This window comes from Streptomyces sp. NPDC110618, from assembly GCF_055657065.1.
In genome coordinates this window covers 91,093-107,992 of the sequence record NZ_JBVKBN010000018.1, presented here as the reverse complement: position 1 = coordinate 107,992, position 16,900 = coordinate 91,093, and the positions used below count along the sequence as shown (strand labels likewise).

Sequence of the window (16,900 nt, the reverse complement as noted above, 5' to 3'; positions counted from 1 at the left end):
GATGACCAACCAGCCGTATCAGGGCGGCTTCGACGGCTACGACGGCAACGACGGCTACGACCCGTACGGGCAGCAACCGCAGCAGGGGTGGCAGCAGCAGGGCTACGAGGATCCGCAGCACACCCAGCAGTGGGCGGGGCAGACCTGGGAGACCCAGGTTCAGGCGCCGGTGTCGGCGGCGGAGACGGCGTACCTGCCGCAGCAGGGGTACGACGGGCCGCAGGGGTACGAAGGGCCGCAGGGGTACGACGGGTACCAGCAGCAGGCGGCGCCGCTGCCGCCGGAGTCACCCGCGGCGGCCCCGGCCCCGGCCCCGGACGCGCCTGACCCCTCCGACTACGGTCCGCCCACGCTCGGCGGCAACACCCGCGTCACGGACGCACAGCGGGCCCGCGCCGAGGGCCGCTCCCCGATCATCGAGCCCGGCATGCAGCCGGCGGCGCTGACGGCCCTGCTCGGCCTGCTGTTGGCGGGCACGGCGGCGATCGGCACCTGGGCGCTGCTCGTCCCGCTGGTGATCCTCCAGGCCGTCACCGCTGCCGGCTGGTTCCGGCTGAACGGCATGTGGCCCGCCCGCCAGGGCATCGCGCTCGCCTTCGCGGGCGCGCTCACCGCGGACGTCGCCCTGCTCGCCGCCGACCGGGCGCCCGCGGCGATCCTCGGCACCCTCGGCGTCTGGGTCCTGCTCGCCCTGGTCCTCCAGCTCCGCTCCCACGCCGACCCGGACGAGCGCATGTACGGCCTGATGGCGACGGTCGCGTCGGCGGCGCTGGCGATCATGGCGTCGGGCTACCTGGCGGCGAAGCCGGACGCGGTGACGGTGGGCGCGGTAGCGGTGGCGGTGGCCGTCCTGGCCCGGGCGCTGCCCCTCCCGACCCCGGCGTCCGTGGTGGTCTCCCTCCTCGCCGCGACCGGCGCCGGTATCGCCGTGGGCGGCATGACCGACGCGGGCACCGAGGGCGCCCTCCTGGGCGCCGCGGCAGCGGCCTGCGCCCTCATCGGCCACCGGGTCGCGAGCTACGACTACCCGTCGAGGTTCGTCCACTTCACAGCGGGCGTGGCCCTGCCCCTGGCTGCGGCGGCACCGCTGGTGTACGTACTGGGGCGGGGGCTGGGCTAGGGCCGCCCGCTTCTTGCACCGCCGAACCTCCGTAGCTGCGGGCAGACGGCGCCGCCAAACCTCCGGAGCTGCGGGCAGTCGTGCCGCTGGGGCGGCACGGGTGGGCGCAGCGGCACCCCGCAAGCGCGGGCAAGCGAAACCCACCCCGACGCCCGCCCCAACGGACGGACACCGCACCCGCACCCCCGCCGCAACGGACGGACACCGCACCCACCCCCCTGTCACAAGTGATCGACAAATCACCGGCCCCCGCACAACGCCCGGTTACCCTCGCCGAAGGCGGCTGCTCGGTCGTCGTGACCGCCAGGTGGGGGACTCCGGAACATGCGCGCACTGCGAATAACGCTGATCATCGTCGTCATCCTCGGCGGCCTGTTCGTACTCGCCGACCGTCTCGCCGTCGGCTTCGCCGAGGACGAGGCCGCGGAGAAGCTGAAGGCCACGGAGAACCTCGCGGCGACCCCGGACGTGTCGATCAACGGCTTCCCCTTCCTCACCCAGGTGGCCGGCGGCGAGCTGGACGACGTCGAGGTCGGCATCGACGACTACGAGGCCAGCACCGGCGACGGCGGCAAGACCATCCGTATTGACGGGCTGAAGGCCAACATGAGGGGCGTCCACTTCTCCGGCGACTACAGCTCCGCCACCGCCGCCTCCGCCACCGGCACCGCGACCATCTCCTACGACGAGCTGCTCAAGGCCACCAAGTCGGAGCCCACCGAGGTCGTCCCCGGCGTACAGGCCAACGTCGTCGGTCTCTCCGACGGCGGCAACGGCAAGATCAAGGTGGCCGTACGCGTCCAGGGCAAGGCCGCCGGCGTCCTCCCCGTCGACCGCACGCTGTCGGTGCTCAGCACGGTGACCGTCGAGAACAACAAGGTCCGGGTCGACGCCGACGCCCTGCCCGCGATCAAGGGCCTCTCGCTCGCCGAGGACCGCGTGCGCAGCATCACCGACTTCCAGCAGGCCATCGACCGCCTCCCCGGCGGCATCGAGCTGGACAAGGTCGAGGCGGCCAAGGACGGTGTGGTCATCACGGTGAAGGGTTCCGATGTCCGGCTCGCGGGGTAGGTAGGGAGTCGGCCGATCGGCCGGCGCGGAATCCCTGGTGAACAGCGGCTGTCCGAAAGGCGAGACGCCTTCGTCCGTACCGTAGCTGCGGTGGCGGAAACAGACCCTCGAATCCCTTGCGGGGCGGGCCCGGAGGGCGCGCGCATCCCACATCCCGGACGATCGCGTCTCAAAATACGACACACCGGTGACATGCGCGCCCGGACCTCCCTACGATCGCAGCTATGAAGCGACAGGCGGATCTCACGAAGCGGCGGGCAGTAGACCTGTGCCGCGTCGCCGCCATGCTCTGTCGCCCCTTCTGAGCGAAGAGCACCGACTCCTCGCATTTCCCCGCCGCCCTGCCCTGGGCACCGTGCCGCCGTGCGCCGACGCACCGCGCGCACCCCTCTCACCTGCACGCCCCCGCAACTGCCCCGGAGGAGAAAGCATGAGCCGCAGCGACGTCCTGGTCGACGCCGACTGGCTCCAGGAGCACCTGGACGACGACAACATCGCGATCGTGGAGGTGGACGAGGACACGTCCGCCTACGAGAAGAACCACATCAAGAACGCGATCCGCATCGACTGGACCAAGGACCTGCAGGACCCGGTCCGGCGTGACTTCATCGACCAGGAAGGCTTCGAGAAGCTCCTGTCGAAGAAGGGCATCGCCAACGACACCCTGGTGATCCTGTACGGCGGCAACAACAACTGGTTCGCGTCCTACGCCTACTGGTACTTCAAGCTCTACGGCCACGAGAACGTCAAGCTCCTCGACGGCGGCCGCAAGAAGTGGGAGCTGGACGCCCGCGAGCTGGTCGACGGCTCCGACGTGCCCGAGCGCCCGGCCACCGAGTACAAGGCCAAGCCGCAGGACACCTCCATCCGCGCCTTCCGCGACGACGTGGTGGCGGCCATCGGCGCGCAGAACCTGGTCGACGTCCGTTCGCCCGACGAGTTCTCCGGCAAGCTCCTCGCCCCGGCCCACCTGCCGCAGGAGCAGTCGCAGCGTCCGGGCCACGTCCCGACCGCCCGCAACATCCCGTGGTCGAAGAACGCCAACGACGACGGCACCTTCAAGTCGGACGAGGAGCTCAAGGCCCTCTACGCCGAGGAGCAGGTGGACCTCGCCAAGGACACCATCGCCTACTGCCGTATCGGTGAGCGCTCCGCGCTGACCTGGTTCGTGCTGCACGAGCTGCTCGGCGTGGAGAACGTCAAGAACTACGACGGCTCCTGGACCGAGTACGGCTCCCTCGTCGGTGTGCCGATCGAGCTCGGCGCCAACAAGTAAGACCGCCCGACCTTTACCCCCCAAGGAGTTCAACATGTGCGGAGCGAAGGCCGGCGGCCCCGACGCCTCGACGATCAAGCCCGGTGAGACCACCATCCAGGGCCAGGTGACCAAGGACGGCGAGCCGGTGCAGGGCTATGTGCGCCTGCTCGACTCGACCGGTGAGTTCACCGCGGAGGTCCCCACCTCCGCCACGGGCCAGTTCCGCTTCTACGCGGCCGAGGGCACCTGGACCGTCCGTGCGCTGATCCCCGGCGGCACGGCCGACCGTACCGTCGTCGCCCAGCAGGGCGGCCTGGCCGAGGTCGCGATCGCGGTCTGAGGCACCGGTAACGGTTTCACCCGTAGAACGGCCGAAGGGCCGCACCCCTGGGTTGGACGCCTGGGTGCGGCCCTTCCGGCTGTGGTGCGGCTCTTCCTGCTGTGGTGACGGCCTTCCGGCTGTGGCGGGGTCCTTCCGGCTGTCCGGACCTACGCTGGACTTATGTACGCGCGGCGGCGTCACCAGTACTTCGCCATGATGGGCACCTGCATCGCGCTGTTCGTCCTGGCCTGGGGTGTCGTGCGCCTGTGGTCGGTGCCGGTGGCCGTCGGGATGTGTCTCGTGGCCATGGTGATCCCGCCGCTGGCGGCGATGGTCGCCAATCGGCGGGGGCCGGACGACCGCTGGTGGGACGATCCGTCCGGGGACCCCAAGTCCGACGAGTGGTGGGACGAGCTGGACGGCAAGAAGCGCCGCCCGTAGTCCCGGTCGATCAGTAGACGAGCGCCTGCGTCTCGTCGCCGAGTGCCTCCTGTACGAACACCTGCGCGCCCGCGATCCGTACGCCTTCGATGACGTCTTTCTCGGTGATGTCCCGGCGTGCGGCGCACTGCGTGCACAGGGTGACCTGCCCGCCCGCGAGGATCGACTCCAGCAGGTCGGGCAGCGGAGCGGCGTGCGGCAGCTCGAACTCGGCCGCCTTCCCCGGAAGCGCGAACCACGCGGACTCCCCGGTCAGCCACAGCGACACCTCGACCCCGCTGGCCACGGCCACCGCCGCCACCGTGAACGCCTGAGAACACCGCTCGGGTGCGTCCACCCCGGCAGTCACCTTGATCACGAGCTTCTTCGCCATGCCGGAATGGTAGTCAGTGGCGGACCTCGCCCGTCCGGCCCCTGTCCCGGCCGCGTAAGCTGGGGGCCGGCCCTTGTGCCATCGCCCTCACCGCTCAGCAAGGAGCAACCCGTGATCCTCTTCTTCGAGATCCTGCTGGTTCTGGTCGCCGTCGGCGTCCTCGCGTTCGCCGGCCTGACCGTGAAGAAGCTGTACCAGGGCCAGCGCTGACCCACGTCTAGGAACTGCCTCTCATGATCGAGATCCCGTCCGACCTCCACAAGGACCTCGTCCCGCTCGCCTTCCTGCTCGGCAACTGGGCCGGTGCGGGCGTGCACGACTTCCCCGGCGCCGAGAAGTGCAACTTCGGCCAGGAGGTCTCCTTCACCCACGACGGCCGGGACTTCCTGGAGTACCACTCCCTCACCTGGGTGCTGGACAACGACGGGAACAAGGTCAGGCCCCTGGAGTCCGAGCACGGCTTCTGGCGGATCGACGCCGACCGCAAGGTCGAGGTGACCATGACCCGGGACAACGGGGTCATCGAGATCTGGTACGGCGAGCTGGCCGACAAGAAGCCGCAGATCGACCTGGTCACCGACGCCGTCGCCCGTACCGCCGCCTCCGACGCCTACAGTGGCGGCAAGCGCCTGTACGGCTACGTCAAGAGCGACCTGATGTGGGTCGGCGAGAAGCAGACCCCCGAGGTCGAGCTGCGCCCCTACATGTCCGCGCACCTGAAGAAGGTCGTCACCCCCGAGGAAGTCGAGCGCTGGGCCAAGGCCCTCCCGGACGACATGCCCGACGACGGCATCGCCTTCTTCAAGTAGGCCGTCTTCCCGTAGGCCTTTCATGAAGTAGCTCTAGACTCGACGGTGTGGTGAGCACCGACTGGAAGAGCGACCTCAGGCAGCGCGGCTACCGGCTGACGCCGCAGCGGCAACTCGTGCTCGAAGCCGTGGACACCCTTGAGCACGCGACCCCCGACGACATCCTCGTGGAAGTGAGGAAGACGGCGTCGGGGGTCAACATTTCCACCGTCTATCGGACCCTGGAGCTCTTGGAGGAGCTGGGCCTGGTCAGCCACGCCCACCTCGGGCACGGCGCGCCGACGTACCACCTCGCCGACCGGCACCACCACCTCCACCTCGTCTGCCGGGACTGCACCAATGTGATCGAGGCCGATGTGTCGGTGGCCGCCGAGTTCACCGCCAAGCTCCGGGACACCTTCGGGTTCGAGACCGATATGAAGCACTTCGCGATCTTCGGCCGGTGCAAGGACTGCATCGCCAAGAGCTCGCTGAAGTCTTCAACTACCGAGTCGTAGGCTTGCCTCCATGAAGAGCCCTCTGCTGACCCTGCCCGGCGCCGTCCCCGCCGAGGGCGTGGACGAAGGCGTCGCCGCCCACTACGGCGACCTGTTCCGCGAGCAGCGCGCACTCGCCGACGGCGCCGGTTTCGTCGACCTCTCCCACCGCGGGGTCGTCACCGTGACCGGCCCGGACCGGCTGAGCTGGCTGCACCTGCTGCTCACCCAGCACGTCAGCGAGCTGCCGGCGGGCGAGGCCACCGAGGCCCTGATCCTCTCGGCGCACGGCCACATCGAGCACGCCCTGTACCTGGTGGACGACGGCACCACGGCCTGGGCCCATGTCGAGCCCGGCACCCAGGAGGCGCTGATCGCCTACCTGGAGTCGATGAAGTTCTTCTACCGGGTCGAGGTCGCCGACCGGACCGCCGACTACGCCGTCGTGCACCTGCCCGCCGGTTCCATCGCCGAGGTCCCGGAAGGCGTCGTCGTACGGGAGACCGCGTACGGCCGTGATCTCTTCCTGCCGCGCGCCGACCTGGAGTCCTACGCCGAGAAGGCCGGTCCCCCGGCCGGGCTGCTGGCGTACGAGGCGCTGCGCGTGGAGCACCACCGGCCGCGGCTCGGTTTCGAGACCGACCACCGCACCATCCCGCACGAGCTGGGCTGGATCGGCACCGCCGTGCACCTGCAGAAGGGCTGCTATCGGGGTCAGGAGACCGTCGCCCGCGTGCAGAACCTCGGCAAGCCGCCGCGCCGGCTGGTCTTCCTGCACCTCGACGGCAGCGAGGTCCACCTCCCGGCCCCGGGCACGGAACTCCGGCTCGCGGAGGAGGGGCCCGACGGGCGCAAGGTCGGATTCATCACCACGTCGGTACGCCACCACGAACTGGGCCCGGTCGCCCTCGCCCTGGTCAAGCGGAACGTACCGACGGACGCGCCGCTGGTGGCGGGGGAGACGGCGGCGGCCCAGGAAGTCGTCGTGGAGCCCTGAGCCCAGAACCCGTAGAGGTCACATCTCCAACTGCACCGTGAACGGGCCGTCGTTCGTCAGCGACACCCGCATCTTCGCGCCGAAGCGGCCCGTGGCCACCGTCGCGCCGAGCGCCCGGAGCTGGGCGACCACCTCGTCGACCAGGGGCTCGGCCACATCGCCGGGGGCCGCGGCGTTCCAGGTGGGGCGGCGGCCCTTGCGGGCGTCGCCGTAGAGGGTGAACTGGCTGATGACGAGCAGCGGGGCGTCGATGTCGCTGCACGACTTCTCGTCGTTCAGCATGCGGATCGTCCAGAGCTTGCGGGCGAGCTGGGCGGCCTTCTCCTTGGTGTCGTCATGGGTGACGCCCACCAGGACGCACAGCCCCTCCCCGGTGATCTCCCCGACCGTCTCGCCGTCCACGACGACGCTCGCGCCGTCCACTCTCTGCACCACTGCACGCATGCCGACCATCATGCCGTGCGCCCGAGGGCTGTCCGCAGGCGGATTCCCTGGCAGACGGGAAGATTCATTATCCTCCTTAACCCCCCATCTGGGGCCGATCGGGGGCACTCGGTCACATAGCGGCCACTTGGGGTGGCACGATGCTTCCACACGCCGGTCGAGGGGACGGTAGAGGTAGATGAGCACACCGAGTACCGGGCGGCAGCCCGGGGCTGTCTCGTTGGCCCACGCGGGAGAACGGGGCCAACCGAGACCGCCCGCACAACGCACCGCCACAGAGGTGCCCGCGCACGACCTGACCGTACTGAGCCTGCCCGAACTGCGCACGCTGCGCCGGGACGCGCAGCGCGACGAGGCGGATCTGAGCTATGTGCGGCGGCTGCTCCAGGGGCGGATCGACATCCTGCGGGCCGAGCAGGCCCGGCGCTCGCCGGTGGGCGCGGCGTCCGTGGTGGAGCGGCTCCCGGAGATCCTGCGGGACGCCCCGGCCCGGCACCGCTCCTCGGCCCGCCACGTCACGCTGGGCACCCCGCACAGCGAGGAGTCCCGGCGGCTGGCCGCGGAGATGCTGGCGGAGGTGGAGCTCTCCGACCTCGGCGCCCGCACGGACGCGGAACTGGCCGAGGCGATGGCCCGCCTGGTCCGCTACGAGCAGCGGGTCTCCGTGCGCAGGCAGAGCCTGCAGCGCACGGCGGACGACTGCAGCGCGGAGATCGCCCGCCGCTACCGGGAGGGCGAGGCCCAGGTGGACGACCTGCTGCTGTGAGCGGGCGGGGCCGGGGGACCGGCGGGGGCGCGGAAAACGGCGCGACACCCCCGTCGGGCCGCACCTAACGTGAGGTCATGACCAGCGCCCCTGACATCGACGTACGCCCCATCACCGAGCCCGAATTCGCCGACTGGCACCGCGCCATGAACATCGGATTCCTGCGCGAGCCGACGCTCACCGAGGAGCAACTGGCCGCCCGGGAGCCCTGGTTCGTGCCCGGCAGGGTGCTCGGCGCCTTCGACGGGGGCCGGTGCGTCGCGACCTTCCGCTCCTTCGACCAGCAGGTCACCGCCGTCGGCGGCGCGGCGGTCCCGGCCGACGCCGTCACCAACGTCACCGTCTCGCCCACCCACCGCCGCCGCGGCCTGCTCAGCCGCATGATGAGCCACGATCTGGCGGCCGCGAAGGAGCGCGGCGACGTCGTCGCCACGCTCATCGCCGCCGAGTACCCGATCTACGGCCGCTACGGCTTCGGCCCCGCCACCAGCATGGCCGAGTGGACGATCGACGTGCCCCGCACCGGCCTCGACCCGCGCTGGTCGGGGCCCGAGGACGGGGGCCGGATCGACCTGGTCGACGCCCCGGACGTCCGCAAGTTCGGCCCCGAGCTGCACGATCGCCTGCGCGTTGCGCAGCCCGGCGCGGTCAGCCGGGACGACCGGTTCTGGCAGGCCACGACCGGCGCGATCCGCTACTTCTCCACCTTCGCCGAACCCCACTACGCCGCGTACCGCTCGCCGTCCGGCGAGGTCGAGGGCCTGGTCGCGTACACGGCCGACGACAACTGGGGCGGCACCAGCCAGCCGCAGAACACCGTGACCGTGAAGTGGCTGATCGGGGTGACCCCGGCCGCGGAACGCGCGCTGTGGCACTACCTGTGCTCGATCGACTGGGTGGTCAAGGTCAAGTCCGGCCCGCGCGCCCCCGACGACCTGCTCCCGCACCTCCTGCCCGACCCGCGTGCCGCCCGGCTCACCTCGCAGGCGGACTGGATGTGGGTGCGGATCCTCGATGTCGTACGGGCCCTTCAGGCGCGGACGTACGAGAGCGCGGGCTCGCTGGTGCTCGACGTGGTGGACGGCGGCGGGCGCTACCGGCTGGAGGCGGACGCCGGCGGCGCCGGGACCTGTGCGGCCACCACCGCCGACGCCGATCTGAGCCTCACCCTCTCCGACCTGGCCACCCTGTGGCTCGGCGACGAGTCCGCCGTACGGCTCGCCGCGCTCGGCCGGGTCCGGGAAGAACGAGCGGGCGCCGCCCGTGTGGCCGACGCCCTGCTGCGTACGTCCAGGCGGCCTTGGTGCCCGGACCTGTTCTGAGCTCCCTTCCTGCGATGACGGGCCTTGTCCTCCGTACTGCTCATCCGTAGCGCGCTCTTCGGTTGTGGTTGTTGTGCGGTGGTGCCGGCCGGACGGGCTCCCGGCTCCCCTCCGGAAGGGAGCCCGACCGGTCGATCCTGATCACTGGACCGCCAACCCTCTGAAAGTTTGACCATGTTGGGCAAGTTGGCGACCAACTTCACTCTACTTATGACCGCTGAAAGGCGGCTCATAACCACCTTTCCATGAACTGCCCAAAGATGGCGGGAAGTTGTACCGTTTGGATGTGGACCCGAAACACGCCTCCGTCAATGGGCGGAAGAGGTCACCGCGGCCACACAGGTCACATCGCGAAGTGGCCGACGAGCTGCGCGCCCGGATCCGGTCCGGTGCCCTCCAGCCCGGCCAGCGCATGCCCACCCAGGCCAAGCTGGCCGACGAGTTCGGCGTGGAGCGGGGAACCGTACGGCAGGCCCTGCGCATCCTGCAGTCCGAGCATCTGCTCACCAATGTCTCCAAGGGCGCCCCGGCCACCGTCGCCCCCGACCTCGGCAGGGTCCTGACCGGGCCGACCGCCCCGCCGCTGCCCACCACGGTGGCCCTCGCCCCCCGGATCGCCGCCGCCTTCGCCGCTCCCCACGTCGAGATCGACGCCCTGTGCCTGACCGCCGTATCCCTCACCCTCGCCATCGGGGAGCCGCTGCGGCAGATCCACGCCGGACGGCTGAATCCGGCCAAGGTCGACGTCCGTGTCCTGCTGCCCAGCCGCCGTATCGACCTCGCCTTCCCGGCCCCGGTGGACGCCTCGGCCACCGCGGGGCTGCTGCGTCGCCACTGGCTGGCCCAGCGCAACGCCCAGGGCAAGGTGCTCCAGCACAACCTGCTGGCCCTGCGGGCGACCCACGGCATCGATGTGCGGGTCACCTTCCGTGCCCTGCCCTTCACCCCGCCGGTGAAGCTGTACCTGCTCAACGGCGCGGAGGCGCTCTTCGCCTACTACCGTGTGCAGCGCCGCGAGGAGCAGGTCGACCACGAGTCGGTGGAGCTGTACGACGCCGAGGGGACCCAGTCCATGCTCTTCGCCTTCGAGCAGGGCGCGGCGCTGCGCGACACGACCTTCGTGGAGCAGTCGCATTTATGGTTCGACTCGCTGTGGGAGACGATCAGTTCGGACCTGGAGCTGACGAGCTGATCGTCCCCCGCGGCGGGTGATCCGGGTGCGGTGCGGTCATAGAGCGGGCCCCGAGACCAGCAGGGCGAGCACCACGGCTCCGGCGGAGCTGACCGCGGGACTCTTGGCCTTGATGCCGATGGTGAGCAACAACAGCCCGATGATGCCGGTGGTTCCGTACTTGATTTCGATAGTCTGTTCGATGCCGACCACGATGATGGCGGCGAGCAGGGCGAGGGCAGGCACGGTGTTTCCCCCTTCTGGCGTTCCAACCTGAGGTAAAGCTTCCGCCAACTCAGCCAAGTTGGTTACCAACTCTGATTAGGTTGTCCCCACTTGGTTACTACTCATAAACAAGTCCCGAACAACTCCCTGTAGATGGAGTGGAGTTGTAGCGTTTTGGTCGTGACCCAGGAGAACGTGGCAGTGAACGGCAGCAGCAGACGCTCCCCGCAGGAGATCGCCGACATCCTGCGGGAACGCATCCGCGCCGGCGAACTCAAGGCGGGTGACCGCCTGCCCACCCAGGCCGAACTGGCCGAGGAGTTCGGCGTCGAGCGGGGCACTGTCCGCCAGGCCCTGCGCGCCCTCCAGGAGGACGGCCTGCTCAGCAATGTGAGCAAGGGGAGCCCGCCGAGGATCGCCGCACCCTCGCCCGCGCTGGGCGAGCCCAAACCGACGATGGTCGGCCTGGCCCCGCGCCTGGTGGAGGCGTTCGGCGCCCGGCAGGTACGGGTGGACGTGGTCTGCCACACCTCCGAGACCCTGATGGTGGCCCTCGGCGAGCCGCTGCGCCGCATCTACGAGGGCTCCGTGCACCCGGAGTCCATCGACGTGCGCATCCTGATGCCGTCCCGGGAGATCACCCTCGCCTTCCCGGTCCTGGTCGAGGGCGAGGCCGACGACGACGCCGTGCACCGCCGGTGGCTGTCCATGCGCAACGCCCAGGCCCAGGTCCTGCGCCACAACCTCCAGTCGGTCCGCAACAACCAGGGCATCGACGTCCGGGTCAGCTTCCGCGCCCTGCCGTTCACGCCCCCGATGAAGCTGTATCTCCTCAACGGCCAGGAGGTGCTGGTCGGGTACTACGTGGTCACCGAGCGGGCGGAGGAGTACGAGAGCCGGACCCTGGAGATGTACGACGTGCTCGGCTCGGAGTCACTGCTGTTCCACTTCGACCGGCAGACCGAACGGGACGGGGCCTTCGTGGAGGAATCCCAGAAGTGGTTCGACGCCCTCTGGGAAACAATCAGCACGGAGTTGACACTCTCCTAGTGACCTCTGAGACGCAGGCTGAAGCAGTGACCGAGCGGACCGACAAGCAGATCCGGAACCTGATCAAGCCCGCCCGCGTGGTGCTCTGGGACTTCGACGGCCCTGTCTGCCGCCTGTTCGCCGGGCGCAGGGCCCGGGACATCGCGACGGACCTCGTGGAGTGGCTGGAAGGGCGCGGTCTGCGCGGGCTGCTCACCCCGGACGAACGCAAGTCCCCCGACCCCCATGTGGTGCTGCGGGCCGTGGACCGGCGGCATCCCGGCAGTGACCTGGTGGCCGAGCTGGAGGAACGTTTGACCAAGGAGGAGCTGCGGGCCAGCGCCTCCGCCATGCCCACCCCGTACGCCGATCCGCTGATCCGCACCTGGACGGCGGTCGGCTCCCGGCTGGCCGTCGCCACCAACAACTCCCCGAAAGTGGTGCGCACTTACCTCGCGAGCCGTGGGCTCACCACCTGCTTCGCCCCGCACATCTACGGCCGCACCCAGCAGTTGAACCATCTCAAACCCCATCCGCACTGCCTGATCCGGGCCCTGAACGCGATGGGCTCGGCCCCCGAGGCGGCGCTGATGATCGGCGACACCCCCTCGGACTACCTCGCCGCGCGGGCCGCCGGGGTGCCGTTCCTGGGGTACGCGCGCAACGAGTACAAGGAGCGGCTGCTGAGGGATGCGGGGGCGACGGACCTGGTTTCCTCATTGGAACCTGTGTTGCTGGCGGTACGGGGCCTCGGCTGACCCCGCTTGCGCTACGCTTCGCGCACCGCGTGAGCGAACCGTCTGTTTCGCTCGTACTAGAGGGCCATGGGGCCAGGCGAAAACAAGCCAGTCTCCATGGGCCCGGCCGACCGGCCGGTGAGCGTCGAGCAGTCATGGGGGACACCCGGAGTGGCCGCTCAAGCCCCACTCCGGTCGCGCCTGGTACAACCCGCACTTACCGTTTGCCATACCTTCCGTGTCCTGCGTGAAATTCCGGAGCGGCCCGTGGGCGCAGATCGACCCCTTCCCGGTCCCTTCCCCGGGGAGCGCGCAGTGCCCGCCGCCGTCCGGGCCTTCCTGGCGCAGGCCGCCAAGCGGGGCCGCGCCAGCACCGGCCAGCACCACCGCAACCACGTCCTGCCGCTGACCGAGGACATGGCCGGAAGACTCGGCATGGAGCCCGGCACCCTGGTGACAGTGCGGTTGCCGAGGCCCCTGGCTCTTCCCGTGGTCATCCGGACCTGGCAGGACGAACCGTCGATCCTCGCGGCCGTACGGCGGCAGTTGCCGCACGTGCCGCGGTGTCTCGAACGGGGCACGGGCTTCGCCGTCCACAGCTATGTGGAGGGCGTCTCGCTCGGCACCGTCTGCGAGAACGGCAAGCCCCTGGACACCCTGCTGGTGCGGGAGCTGGCCGGGCTGTTCGCCAGGATGGCGCAGGTGCGGCGGGACGCGCTGCCCCCGCTGCCCGCCTGCTGGCCCCGCAACGACAAGGACAGCCAGGGCTTCCTGCGCACGCTGGCGCATCTGGCGGACCGGCAGATCCGGCAGCCCAACCGGCGTGAATTCGGCGGTCTGTTCGCGGCGCTCGGTATCCCCGAGACCGCCATGGCCGACTTCGCCGACCGGGTCCCGGCGCTGGCGAGACGGCCGTACGGACTGCTCCACACCGATCTGCACCGCGAGAACCTGATCCTGCCGTACACGGCCGAGCCCCCGCTGTACTGCGTGGACTGGGAACTGGCCTCCTACGGCGACCCCCTGCACGACCTCGCCACGCACCTGGAGCGCATGCGCTACCCCGAGGACCAGGAGAAGGAGCTCGTCGCGGCGTGGGCCGAGGCGGTGGGCCGGGTCCGGCCGGCCGCCACCAGCCGTCACGACAAGGACCTCGGTCACTACCGCGACTTCGAGCGGGCCCAGTCGGTGTTCCCGGACGTCATGCGCGCGGTGGACGCGCTGCGCGACGCCACCGACGAGGAGAGCCTGCACACGGCCACGCACGCGGTGCGCCGGGCGCTGGAGCGGGCGGCGCGACCGCTGGACCTGCACCGGCTGCCGGGCGAGAGGGAGATCGAGGGGATCCTGTTCCGCTGGCGGGAGGCCCGGACCGGGGGCCCCGGACCGCACGCCCGGACCCGGTACTGGGACCCGGTGCGCCGGATCCCGGAGCACCCGCGGTTCACCGACGCGGCGGTGCGCGAGGCCCTGCGCCTGGAGGGCGCCGCCCAGGCCGGGCGGGTCTTCAAGGGCACCGCGCACCTGAACACGGTGGTCCGGGTGCCCGGCGTGGACTTCCCGGTGGTGGTGCGGCGCAAGCTGCCCGACGCCTGCCGCCGTGAGCGCGGCTTCCTCAGCGAGCACACCGTGCTCCAGGCCATCGAGCGCTCGGGCCTGCCCATCGCCGCGCCCAGGTTCCTCGCCCTGGGCACGAGTTACCGGGATGAACCTTTCGCCATCCACACCTACGAGGGCCCGCAGGAGAGCGACCGGCCCCCCGGCCACCCCGTGCACGGGCTGCTGCCGCACGAGGCGGACCGGCTCGTCGACCAGCTCCGCGCGCTGACCGCGGTGAACTTCCGGGAGGTCGACCCGGCCGCCGGTGAGGGCCGCTTCTACACCTGGCTGAGCGAGCAGCTCGTCCAGCTGGTGGCGGAGCTGCCGGAGGTGTCCCGGCGGCGCGCCCGGCAGCTCGGCCTGCCCGACGCCCCGCGGCTGCGCCAGATCCTCGCCCGGCACCGGGTCAGCGAGCGCCGGCCCGCGCTGCTGCACGGCGACCTCAACCCCTGGAACCTGGTCCGCCGCTCCGACGGGCTGGCGCTGACCCTCATCGACTGGGAGATGGCGGTCGTCGGCGATCCGCTCTACGACCTGGTCCGGCACATGCACCTCACCCCGACCCGGCCGGAGATCCGCGACCGGATGTTCGCCCGCTGGTCGAAGGGGCTGGACCCCGCGTACACGGTCGGCTGGGAGCGGGACTGGCGGGTGTACCGCTGGATCGAGCTCGTCCGCTCGGCCTACATCGACCTCGACCGCCTGGTCACCGGGGCCAGCCTGGACGCGCCCAACGTGCGGCGCGCGGTGGACTCGTACGACATGACCCTGGCCGAGGCGATCGCCTCCCTGGGCCTGCCGACCCGCCGCGCCGGGAGCCCGCGGCTGGTCCGGGCCCCGGCCTGAGGCTTGCGTACGCTCGACCCATGAGCGAGATCGGCCTGCGGGAGCGCAAGAAGCGGCGGATGTACGAGGCCGTGTCGGAGGTCGCGATCCGGCTCTTCCTGGAGAAGGGGTTCGACGACGTGTCGGTCGCCGAGGTGGCGGCCGCCGCGGAGATCTCCAAGCCGACGCTCTTCCGGTACTTCCCGGCCAAGGAGGATCTGGTGCTGTACCGGATCTCCGACCACGAGGACGAGGCGGCGCGCGTGGTCCGGGAGGCCGAGACCGCGCCCGTGGAGGCGCTGCGGCGGCACTTCCCCTGCCCGCCGACCCCCGCGTCGCCCTCGTCCCGGCGAGCCTGGCCAAGGGCCTGGAGTACGACCACGCGATCCTCGTGGAACCGGCCGCCGTCGCGGAGACCGAGCCGCGGGGCCCGCACCGGCTGTATGTGGCACTGACCCGGGCGGTGTCCCGGCTGGAGATCGTGCACAGCCGGGAATTGCCGTTCTGAGGCGGAGCAGGGCCCGGGAAGTGGGGGATGCTGGAGCCGATGCTTCTCTTCCTCGACGTGGACGGGACCTTGCTGCCCTTCGGCGGACCGGGGCCGTACCCGGAGTACGACGGCCCGCTGGCGGACGCCTCGGCCCTGCACCCCCTGCTGACCCGCGTGGACCCGGCGCTCGGCCCGCGCCTCGCCGGGCTGGGCTGCGAGCTGGTGTGGGCCACGACCTGGATGGACGAGGCCAACACCAGCCTGGCGCCCTGGCTCGGACTGCCGCAGCTGCCGTCGGTGGACTGGCCGGACGACGACGCGATCCGCGCGGAGCGACTGCACTGGAAGACGGCGCCGCTCACCGCCTGGGCGGCCGGACGGCCCTTCGTCTGGGTCGACGACGAGATCGGCGACGCCGACCGCGCCTGGGTCGCCGCCCACTACCCCGGCCCCGCTCTGCTCCACCGCGTCGACCACCGGACCGGGCTGACCGACGCGGACTTCGGGGTGCTGGAGGGCTGGATCAGTGGGCTGGGCGGGACAGCAGGTCGGTGACGCGGCTGAAGCCGTCCGCGCCGTGGCCGCCGGCGATCACCCGGCGGGCGAGGCCCTCGATGACGCGCATCAGGCTCGCGTCGATGCCGTGCGACTCCGAGGCGTGGACGATGTGGGACATGCTGGAGACCGCCGAGGTGATGGGGTTCAGCTCGCCGGAGTAGGTACCGGCGTCGATGTCCGCCGCGAACTCGGTGAACAGCGCGGGCAGGATCTGCGCGATACCGCCCGCGAACGGCGCCAGCTCCTGCGCGGTGACGCCTTCGGCGCGGGCCACGGCGAGGGCGTGCGCGTAGCCGGCCATCGCGGTCCAGAAGATGTCGAGCAGGGCGATGTCGTACGCGGCGGTCCGGCCGATGTCCGCACCGAGGTGGGTACGGCTGCCGCCGAGCGCCGCCAGCACCGGCTCGTACCGCTCGTACAGCTCCTCCGGGCCGCTCAGCAGGAACACCGCGTCCGGCGTTCCGATGCTCGGCGTCGGGGTCATGATCGCGCCGTCGAGGTAGCCGACGCCGTGCGCCCGCGCCCACTCGGCGGTGGACCGGGCGCGGTCCGGGGTGTCGGCGGTGAGGTTGACGACCGTGCGGCCCTTGAGGGCGTCGGCGACCTCCTCCTGGCGCAGTACGGCGTCGGCGGCGTCGTAGTTCACGACGCAGACCACGGTCAGGGGGCTCGCCGCGACCGCCTCCGCCGCCGTGTCCGCGCCGGCCGCGCCCCGGGCGACCAGGTCGCGGTCGCGGCCCGGCGTGCGGTTCCACACCGTGGTCCGCACCCCCGCCGCGACGAAGGCCCCGGCCAGCGCGCGGCCCATCGGTCCGAGACCGAGGACGGTGACGGCAGACTGGTCGTACGTGGACATGCTTCTTCAAC

Annotated in this window: 20 protein-coding genes and 2 pseudogenes; 18 read left to right on the top strand and 4 right to left on the bottom strand. The window is 70.8% G+C overall.

Annotated elements, in window-relative coordinates; translation table 11 throughout:
- Nucleotide 1 precedes the first annotated feature (1 nt).
- The 6 genes from ACZ7L7_RS27605 to ACZ7L7_RS27580 all read left to right on the top strand — a co-directional run bounded on the left by ACZ7L7_RS27605 (nt 2) and on the right by ACZ7L7_RS27580 (nt 4,212).
- On the top strand, nt 2-1,120 hold the full coding sequence (locus ACZ7L7_RS27605) for a hypothetical protein (RefSeq protein ID WP_472077559.1): 1,119 nt from the start codon (nt 2-4) through the stop codon (nt 1,118-1,120).
- Between the two features lie 324 nt (nt 1,121-1,444).
- Entirely contained in the window at nt 1,445-2,191 is a 747-nt protein-coding gene (locus ACZ7L7_RS27600) for an LmeA family phospholipid-binding protein (protein WP_285514887.1), read from the top strand.
- Between the two features lie 224 nt (nt 2,192-2,415).
- On the top strand, nt 2,416-2,496 hold the full coding sequence (locus ACZ7L7_RS27595) for an Ms5788A family Cys-rich leader peptide (RefSeq protein WP_350751515.1): 81 nt from the start codon (nt 2,416-2,418) through the stop codon (nt 2,494-2,496).
- Between the two features lie 125 nt (nt 2,497-2,621).
- Nucleotides 2,622-3,467 (top strand): sulfurtransferase, encoded by an 846-nt coding sequence (locus ACZ7L7_RS27590; protein ID WP_285514886.1) that lies wholly within the window; start codon nt 2,622-2,624, stop codon nt 3,465-3,467.
- 34 nt (nt 3,468-3,501) lie between these two features.
- Nucleotides 3,502-3,789, top strand: coding sequence for a DUF1416 domain-containing protein (locus tag ACZ7L7_RS27585; protein ID WP_093722966.1), 288 nt, complete (start codon nt 3,502-3,504; stop codon nt 3,787-3,789).
- A gap of 162 nt (nt 3,790-3,951) precedes the next feature.
- A complete protein-coding gene (locus ACZ7L7_RS27580) occupies nt 3,952-4,212 on the top strand; it encodes a DUF3099 domain-containing protein (protein WP_285514885.1) in 261 nt (86 codons plus the stop codon).
- Nucleotides 4,213-4,222: 10 nt separating this feature from the next.
- On the opposite strand, the gene ACZ7L7_RS27575 is transcribed toward ACZ7L7_RS27580, so the two are convergent.
- Nucleotides 4,223-4,585, bottom strand: coding sequence for a DsrE family protein (locus ACZ7L7_RS27575; RefSeq protein ID WP_285514884.1), 363 nt, complete (start codon nt 4,583-4,585; stop codon nt 4,223-4,225).
- A 233-nt stretch (nt 4,586-4,818) separates the two neighbouring features.
- On the opposite strand from ACZ7L7_RS27575, the gene ACZ7L7_RS27570 reads away from it, so the two are divergent.
- Genes ACZ7L7_RS27570 through ygfZ form a run of 3 tightly spaced genes read left to right on the top strand, consistent with a single transcriptional unit; the run spans nt 4,819 to nt 6,867 of the window.
- The gene (locus ACZ7L7_RS27570; RefSeq protein ID WP_285514883.1) at nt 4,819-5,394 is read left to right on the top strand and encodes a heme-binding beta-barrel domain-containing protein; all 576 of its coding nucleotides are present in this window, start codon (nt 4,819-4,821) and stop codon (nt 5,392-5,394) included.
- Nucleotides 5,395-5,441: 47 nt separating this feature from the next.
- Nucleotides 5,442-5,891: a Fur family transcriptional regulator gene (locus tag ACZ7L7_RS27565; RefSeq protein ID WP_285514882.1), complete on the top strand. Its 450-nt coding sequence runs from the start codon at nt 5,442-5,444 to the stop codon at nt 5,889-5,891.
- Between the two features lie 10 nt (nt 5,892-5,901).
- On the top strand, nt 5,902-6,867 hold the full coding sequence (gene ygfZ / locus ACZ7L7_RS27560; RefSeq protein ID WP_472077558.1) for a CAF17-like 4Fe-4S cluster assembly/insertion protein YgfZ: 966 nt from the start codon (nt 5,902-5,904) through the stop codon (nt 6,865-6,867).
- An 18-nt stretch (nt 6,868-6,885) separates the two neighbouring features.
- On the opposite strand, the gene dtd is transcribed toward ygfZ, so the two are convergent.
- Nucleotides 6,886-7,311: a D-aminoacyl-tRNA deacylase gene (dtd, locus tag ACZ7L7_RS27555; RefSeq protein WP_093722955.1), complete on the bottom strand. Its 426-nt coding sequence runs from the start codon at nt 7,309-7,311 to the stop codon at nt 6,886-6,888.
- A gap of 178 nt (nt 7,312-7,489) precedes the next feature.
- Between dtd and ACZ7L7_RS27550 the strand changes: the two genes are divergently transcribed.
- The 3 genes from ACZ7L7_RS27550 (at nt 7,490) to ACZ7L7_RS27540 (ending at nt 10,591) form a co-directional block, all read left to right on the top strand.
- Nucleotides 7,490-8,077 (top strand): RsiG family protein, encoded by a 588-nt coding sequence (locus ACZ7L7_RS27550; protein ID WP_285514880.1) that lies wholly within the window; start codon nt 7,490-7,492, stop codon nt 8,075-8,077.
- 77 nt (nt 8,078-8,154) lie between these two features.
- A complete protein-coding gene (locus ACZ7L7_RS27545) occupies nt 8,155-9,399 on the top strand; it encodes a GNAT family N-acetyltransferase (protein ID WP_453606378.1) in 1,245 nt (414 codons plus the stop codon).
- A 280-nt stretch (nt 9,400-9,679) separates the two neighbouring features.
- Nucleotides 9,680-10,591 carry a winged helix-turn-helix domain-containing protein gene (locus ACZ7L7_RS27540; protein WP_285514942.1) on the top strand — a complete coding sequence of 304 codons (912 nt, stop codon included), beginning with the start codon at nt 9,680-9,682 and terminating at the stop codon, nt 10,589-10,591.
- A gap of 36 nt (nt 10,592-10,627) precedes the next feature.
- Here ACZ7L7_RS27540 and ACZ7L7_RS27535 read toward each other — a convergent pair whose 3' ends face one another.
- Entirely contained in the window at nt 10,628-10,816 is a 189-nt protein-coding gene (locus tag ACZ7L7_RS27535) for a hypothetical protein (protein ID WP_285514878.1), read from the bottom strand.
- Between the two features lie 153 nt (nt 10,817-10,969).
- Here ACZ7L7_RS27535 and ACZ7L7_RS27530 point away from each other — a divergent pair, with 153 nt between their 5' ends.
- The 6 genes and pseudogenes from ACZ7L7_RS27530 (at nt 10,970) to ACZ7L7_RS27505 (ending at nt 16,030) form a co-directional block, all read left to right on the top strand.
- Entirely contained in the window at nt 10,970-11,845 is an 876-nt protein-coding gene (locus tag ACZ7L7_RS27530) for a FadR/GntR family transcriptional regulator (RefSeq protein WP_285514877.1), read from the top strand.
- Nucleotides 11,845-12,582: an HAD family hydrolase gene (locus tag ACZ7L7_RS27525; protein WP_285514876.1), complete on the top strand. Its 738-nt coding sequence runs from the start codon at nt 11,845-11,847 to the stop codon at nt 12,580-12,582. The genes ACZ7L7_RS27530 and ACZ7L7_RS27525 overlap by 1 nt, the downstream gene beginning before the upstream one ends.
- Nucleotides 12,583-12,828: 246 nt before the next feature.
- Complete coding sequence (locus tag ACZ7L7_RS27520) at nt 12,829-15,006, top strand: phosphotransferase (RefSeq protein WP_471592782.1); 2,178 nt, start codon at nt 12,829-12,831, stop codon at nt 15,004-15,006.
- Between the two features lie 20 nt (nt 15,007-15,026).
- A pseudogene (locus ACZ7L7_RS27515) lies at nt 15,027-15,299 on the top strand (TetR/AcrR family transcriptional regulator); the annotation flags it as partial.
- Between the two features lie 8 nt (nt 15,300-15,307).
- Nucleotides 15,308-15,493 (top strand): annotated as a pseudogene (locus tag ACZ7L7_RS27510) (ATP-binding domain-containing protein); the annotation flags it as partial.
- Nucleotides 15,494-15,532: 39 nt separating this feature from the next.
- Entirely contained in the window at nt 15,533-16,030 is a 498-nt protein-coding gene (locus tag ACZ7L7_RS27505) for an HAD domain-containing protein (protein WP_285514941.1), read from the top strand.
- Here ACZ7L7_RS27505 and ACZ7L7_RS27500 read toward each other — a convergent pair.
- Nucleotides 15,999-16,889 carry an NAD(P)-dependent oxidoreductase gene (locus ACZ7L7_RS27500; protein ID WP_285514874.1) on the bottom strand — a complete coding sequence of 297 codons (891 nt, stop codon included), beginning with the start codon at nt 16,887-16,889 and terminating at the stop codon, nt 15,999-16,001. The two genes, ACZ7L7_RS27505 and ACZ7L7_RS27500, sit on opposite strands and share 32 nt — an antisense overlap.
- Nucleotides 16,890-16,900 lie beyond the last annotated feature (11 nt).

Coding starts and splice junctions, on each gene's coding strand:
- ACZ7L7_RS27605 (WP_472077559.1), top strand. CDS start 2: ATGACCAACCAGCCGTATCAGGGCGGCTTCGACGGCTACGACGGCAAC.
- ACZ7L7_RS27600 (WP_285514887.1), top strand. CDS start 1,445: ATGCGCGCACTGCGAATAACGCTGATCATCGTCGTCATCCTCGGCGGC.
- ACZ7L7_RS27595 (WP_350751515.1), top strand. CDS start 2,416: ATGAAGCGACAGGCGGATCTCACGAAGCGGCGGGCAGTAGACCTGTGC.
- ACZ7L7_RS27590 (WP_285514886.1), top strand. CDS start 2,622: ATGAGCCGCAGCGACGTCCTGGTCGACGCCGACTGGCTCCAGGAGCAC.
- ACZ7L7_RS27585 (WP_093722966.1), top strand. CDS start 3,502: ATGTGCGGAGCGAAGGCCGGCGGCCCCGACGCCTCGACGATCAAGCCC.
- ACZ7L7_RS27580 (WP_285514885.1), top strand. CDS start 3,952: ATGTACGCGCGGCGGCGTCACCAGTACTTCGCCATGATGGGCACCTGC.
- ACZ7L7_RS27575 (WP_285514884.1), bottom strand. CDS start 4,585: ATGGCGAAGAAGCTCGTGATCAAGGTGACTGCCGGGGTGGACGCACCC.
- ACZ7L7_RS27570 (WP_285514883.1), top strand. CDS start 4,819: ATGATCGAGATCCCGTCCGACCTCCACAAGGACCTCGTCCCGCTCGCC.
- ygfZ (WP_472077558.1), top strand. CDS start 5,902: ATGAAGAGCCCTCTGCTGACCCTGCCCGGCGCCGTCCCCGCCGAGGGC.
- dtd (WP_093722955.1), bottom strand. CDS start 7,311: ATGCGTGCAGTGGTGCAGAGAGTGGACGGCGCGAGCGTCGTCGTGGAC.
- ACZ7L7_RS27550 (WP_285514880.1), top strand. CDS start 7,490: ATGAGCACACCGAGTACCGGGCGGCAGCCCGGGGCTGTCTCGTTGGCC.
- ACZ7L7_RS27545 (WP_453606378.1), top strand. CDS start 8,155: ATGACCAGCGCCCCTGACATCGACGTACGCCCCATCACCGAGCCCGAA.
- ACZ7L7_RS27505 (WP_285514941.1), top strand. CDS start 15,533: ATGCTTCTCTTCCTCGACGTGGACGGGACCTTGCTGCCCTTCGGCGGA.
- ACZ7L7_RS27500 (WP_285514874.1), bottom strand. CDS start 16,889: ATGTCCACGTACGACCAGTCTGCCGTCACCGTCCTCGGTCTCGGACCG.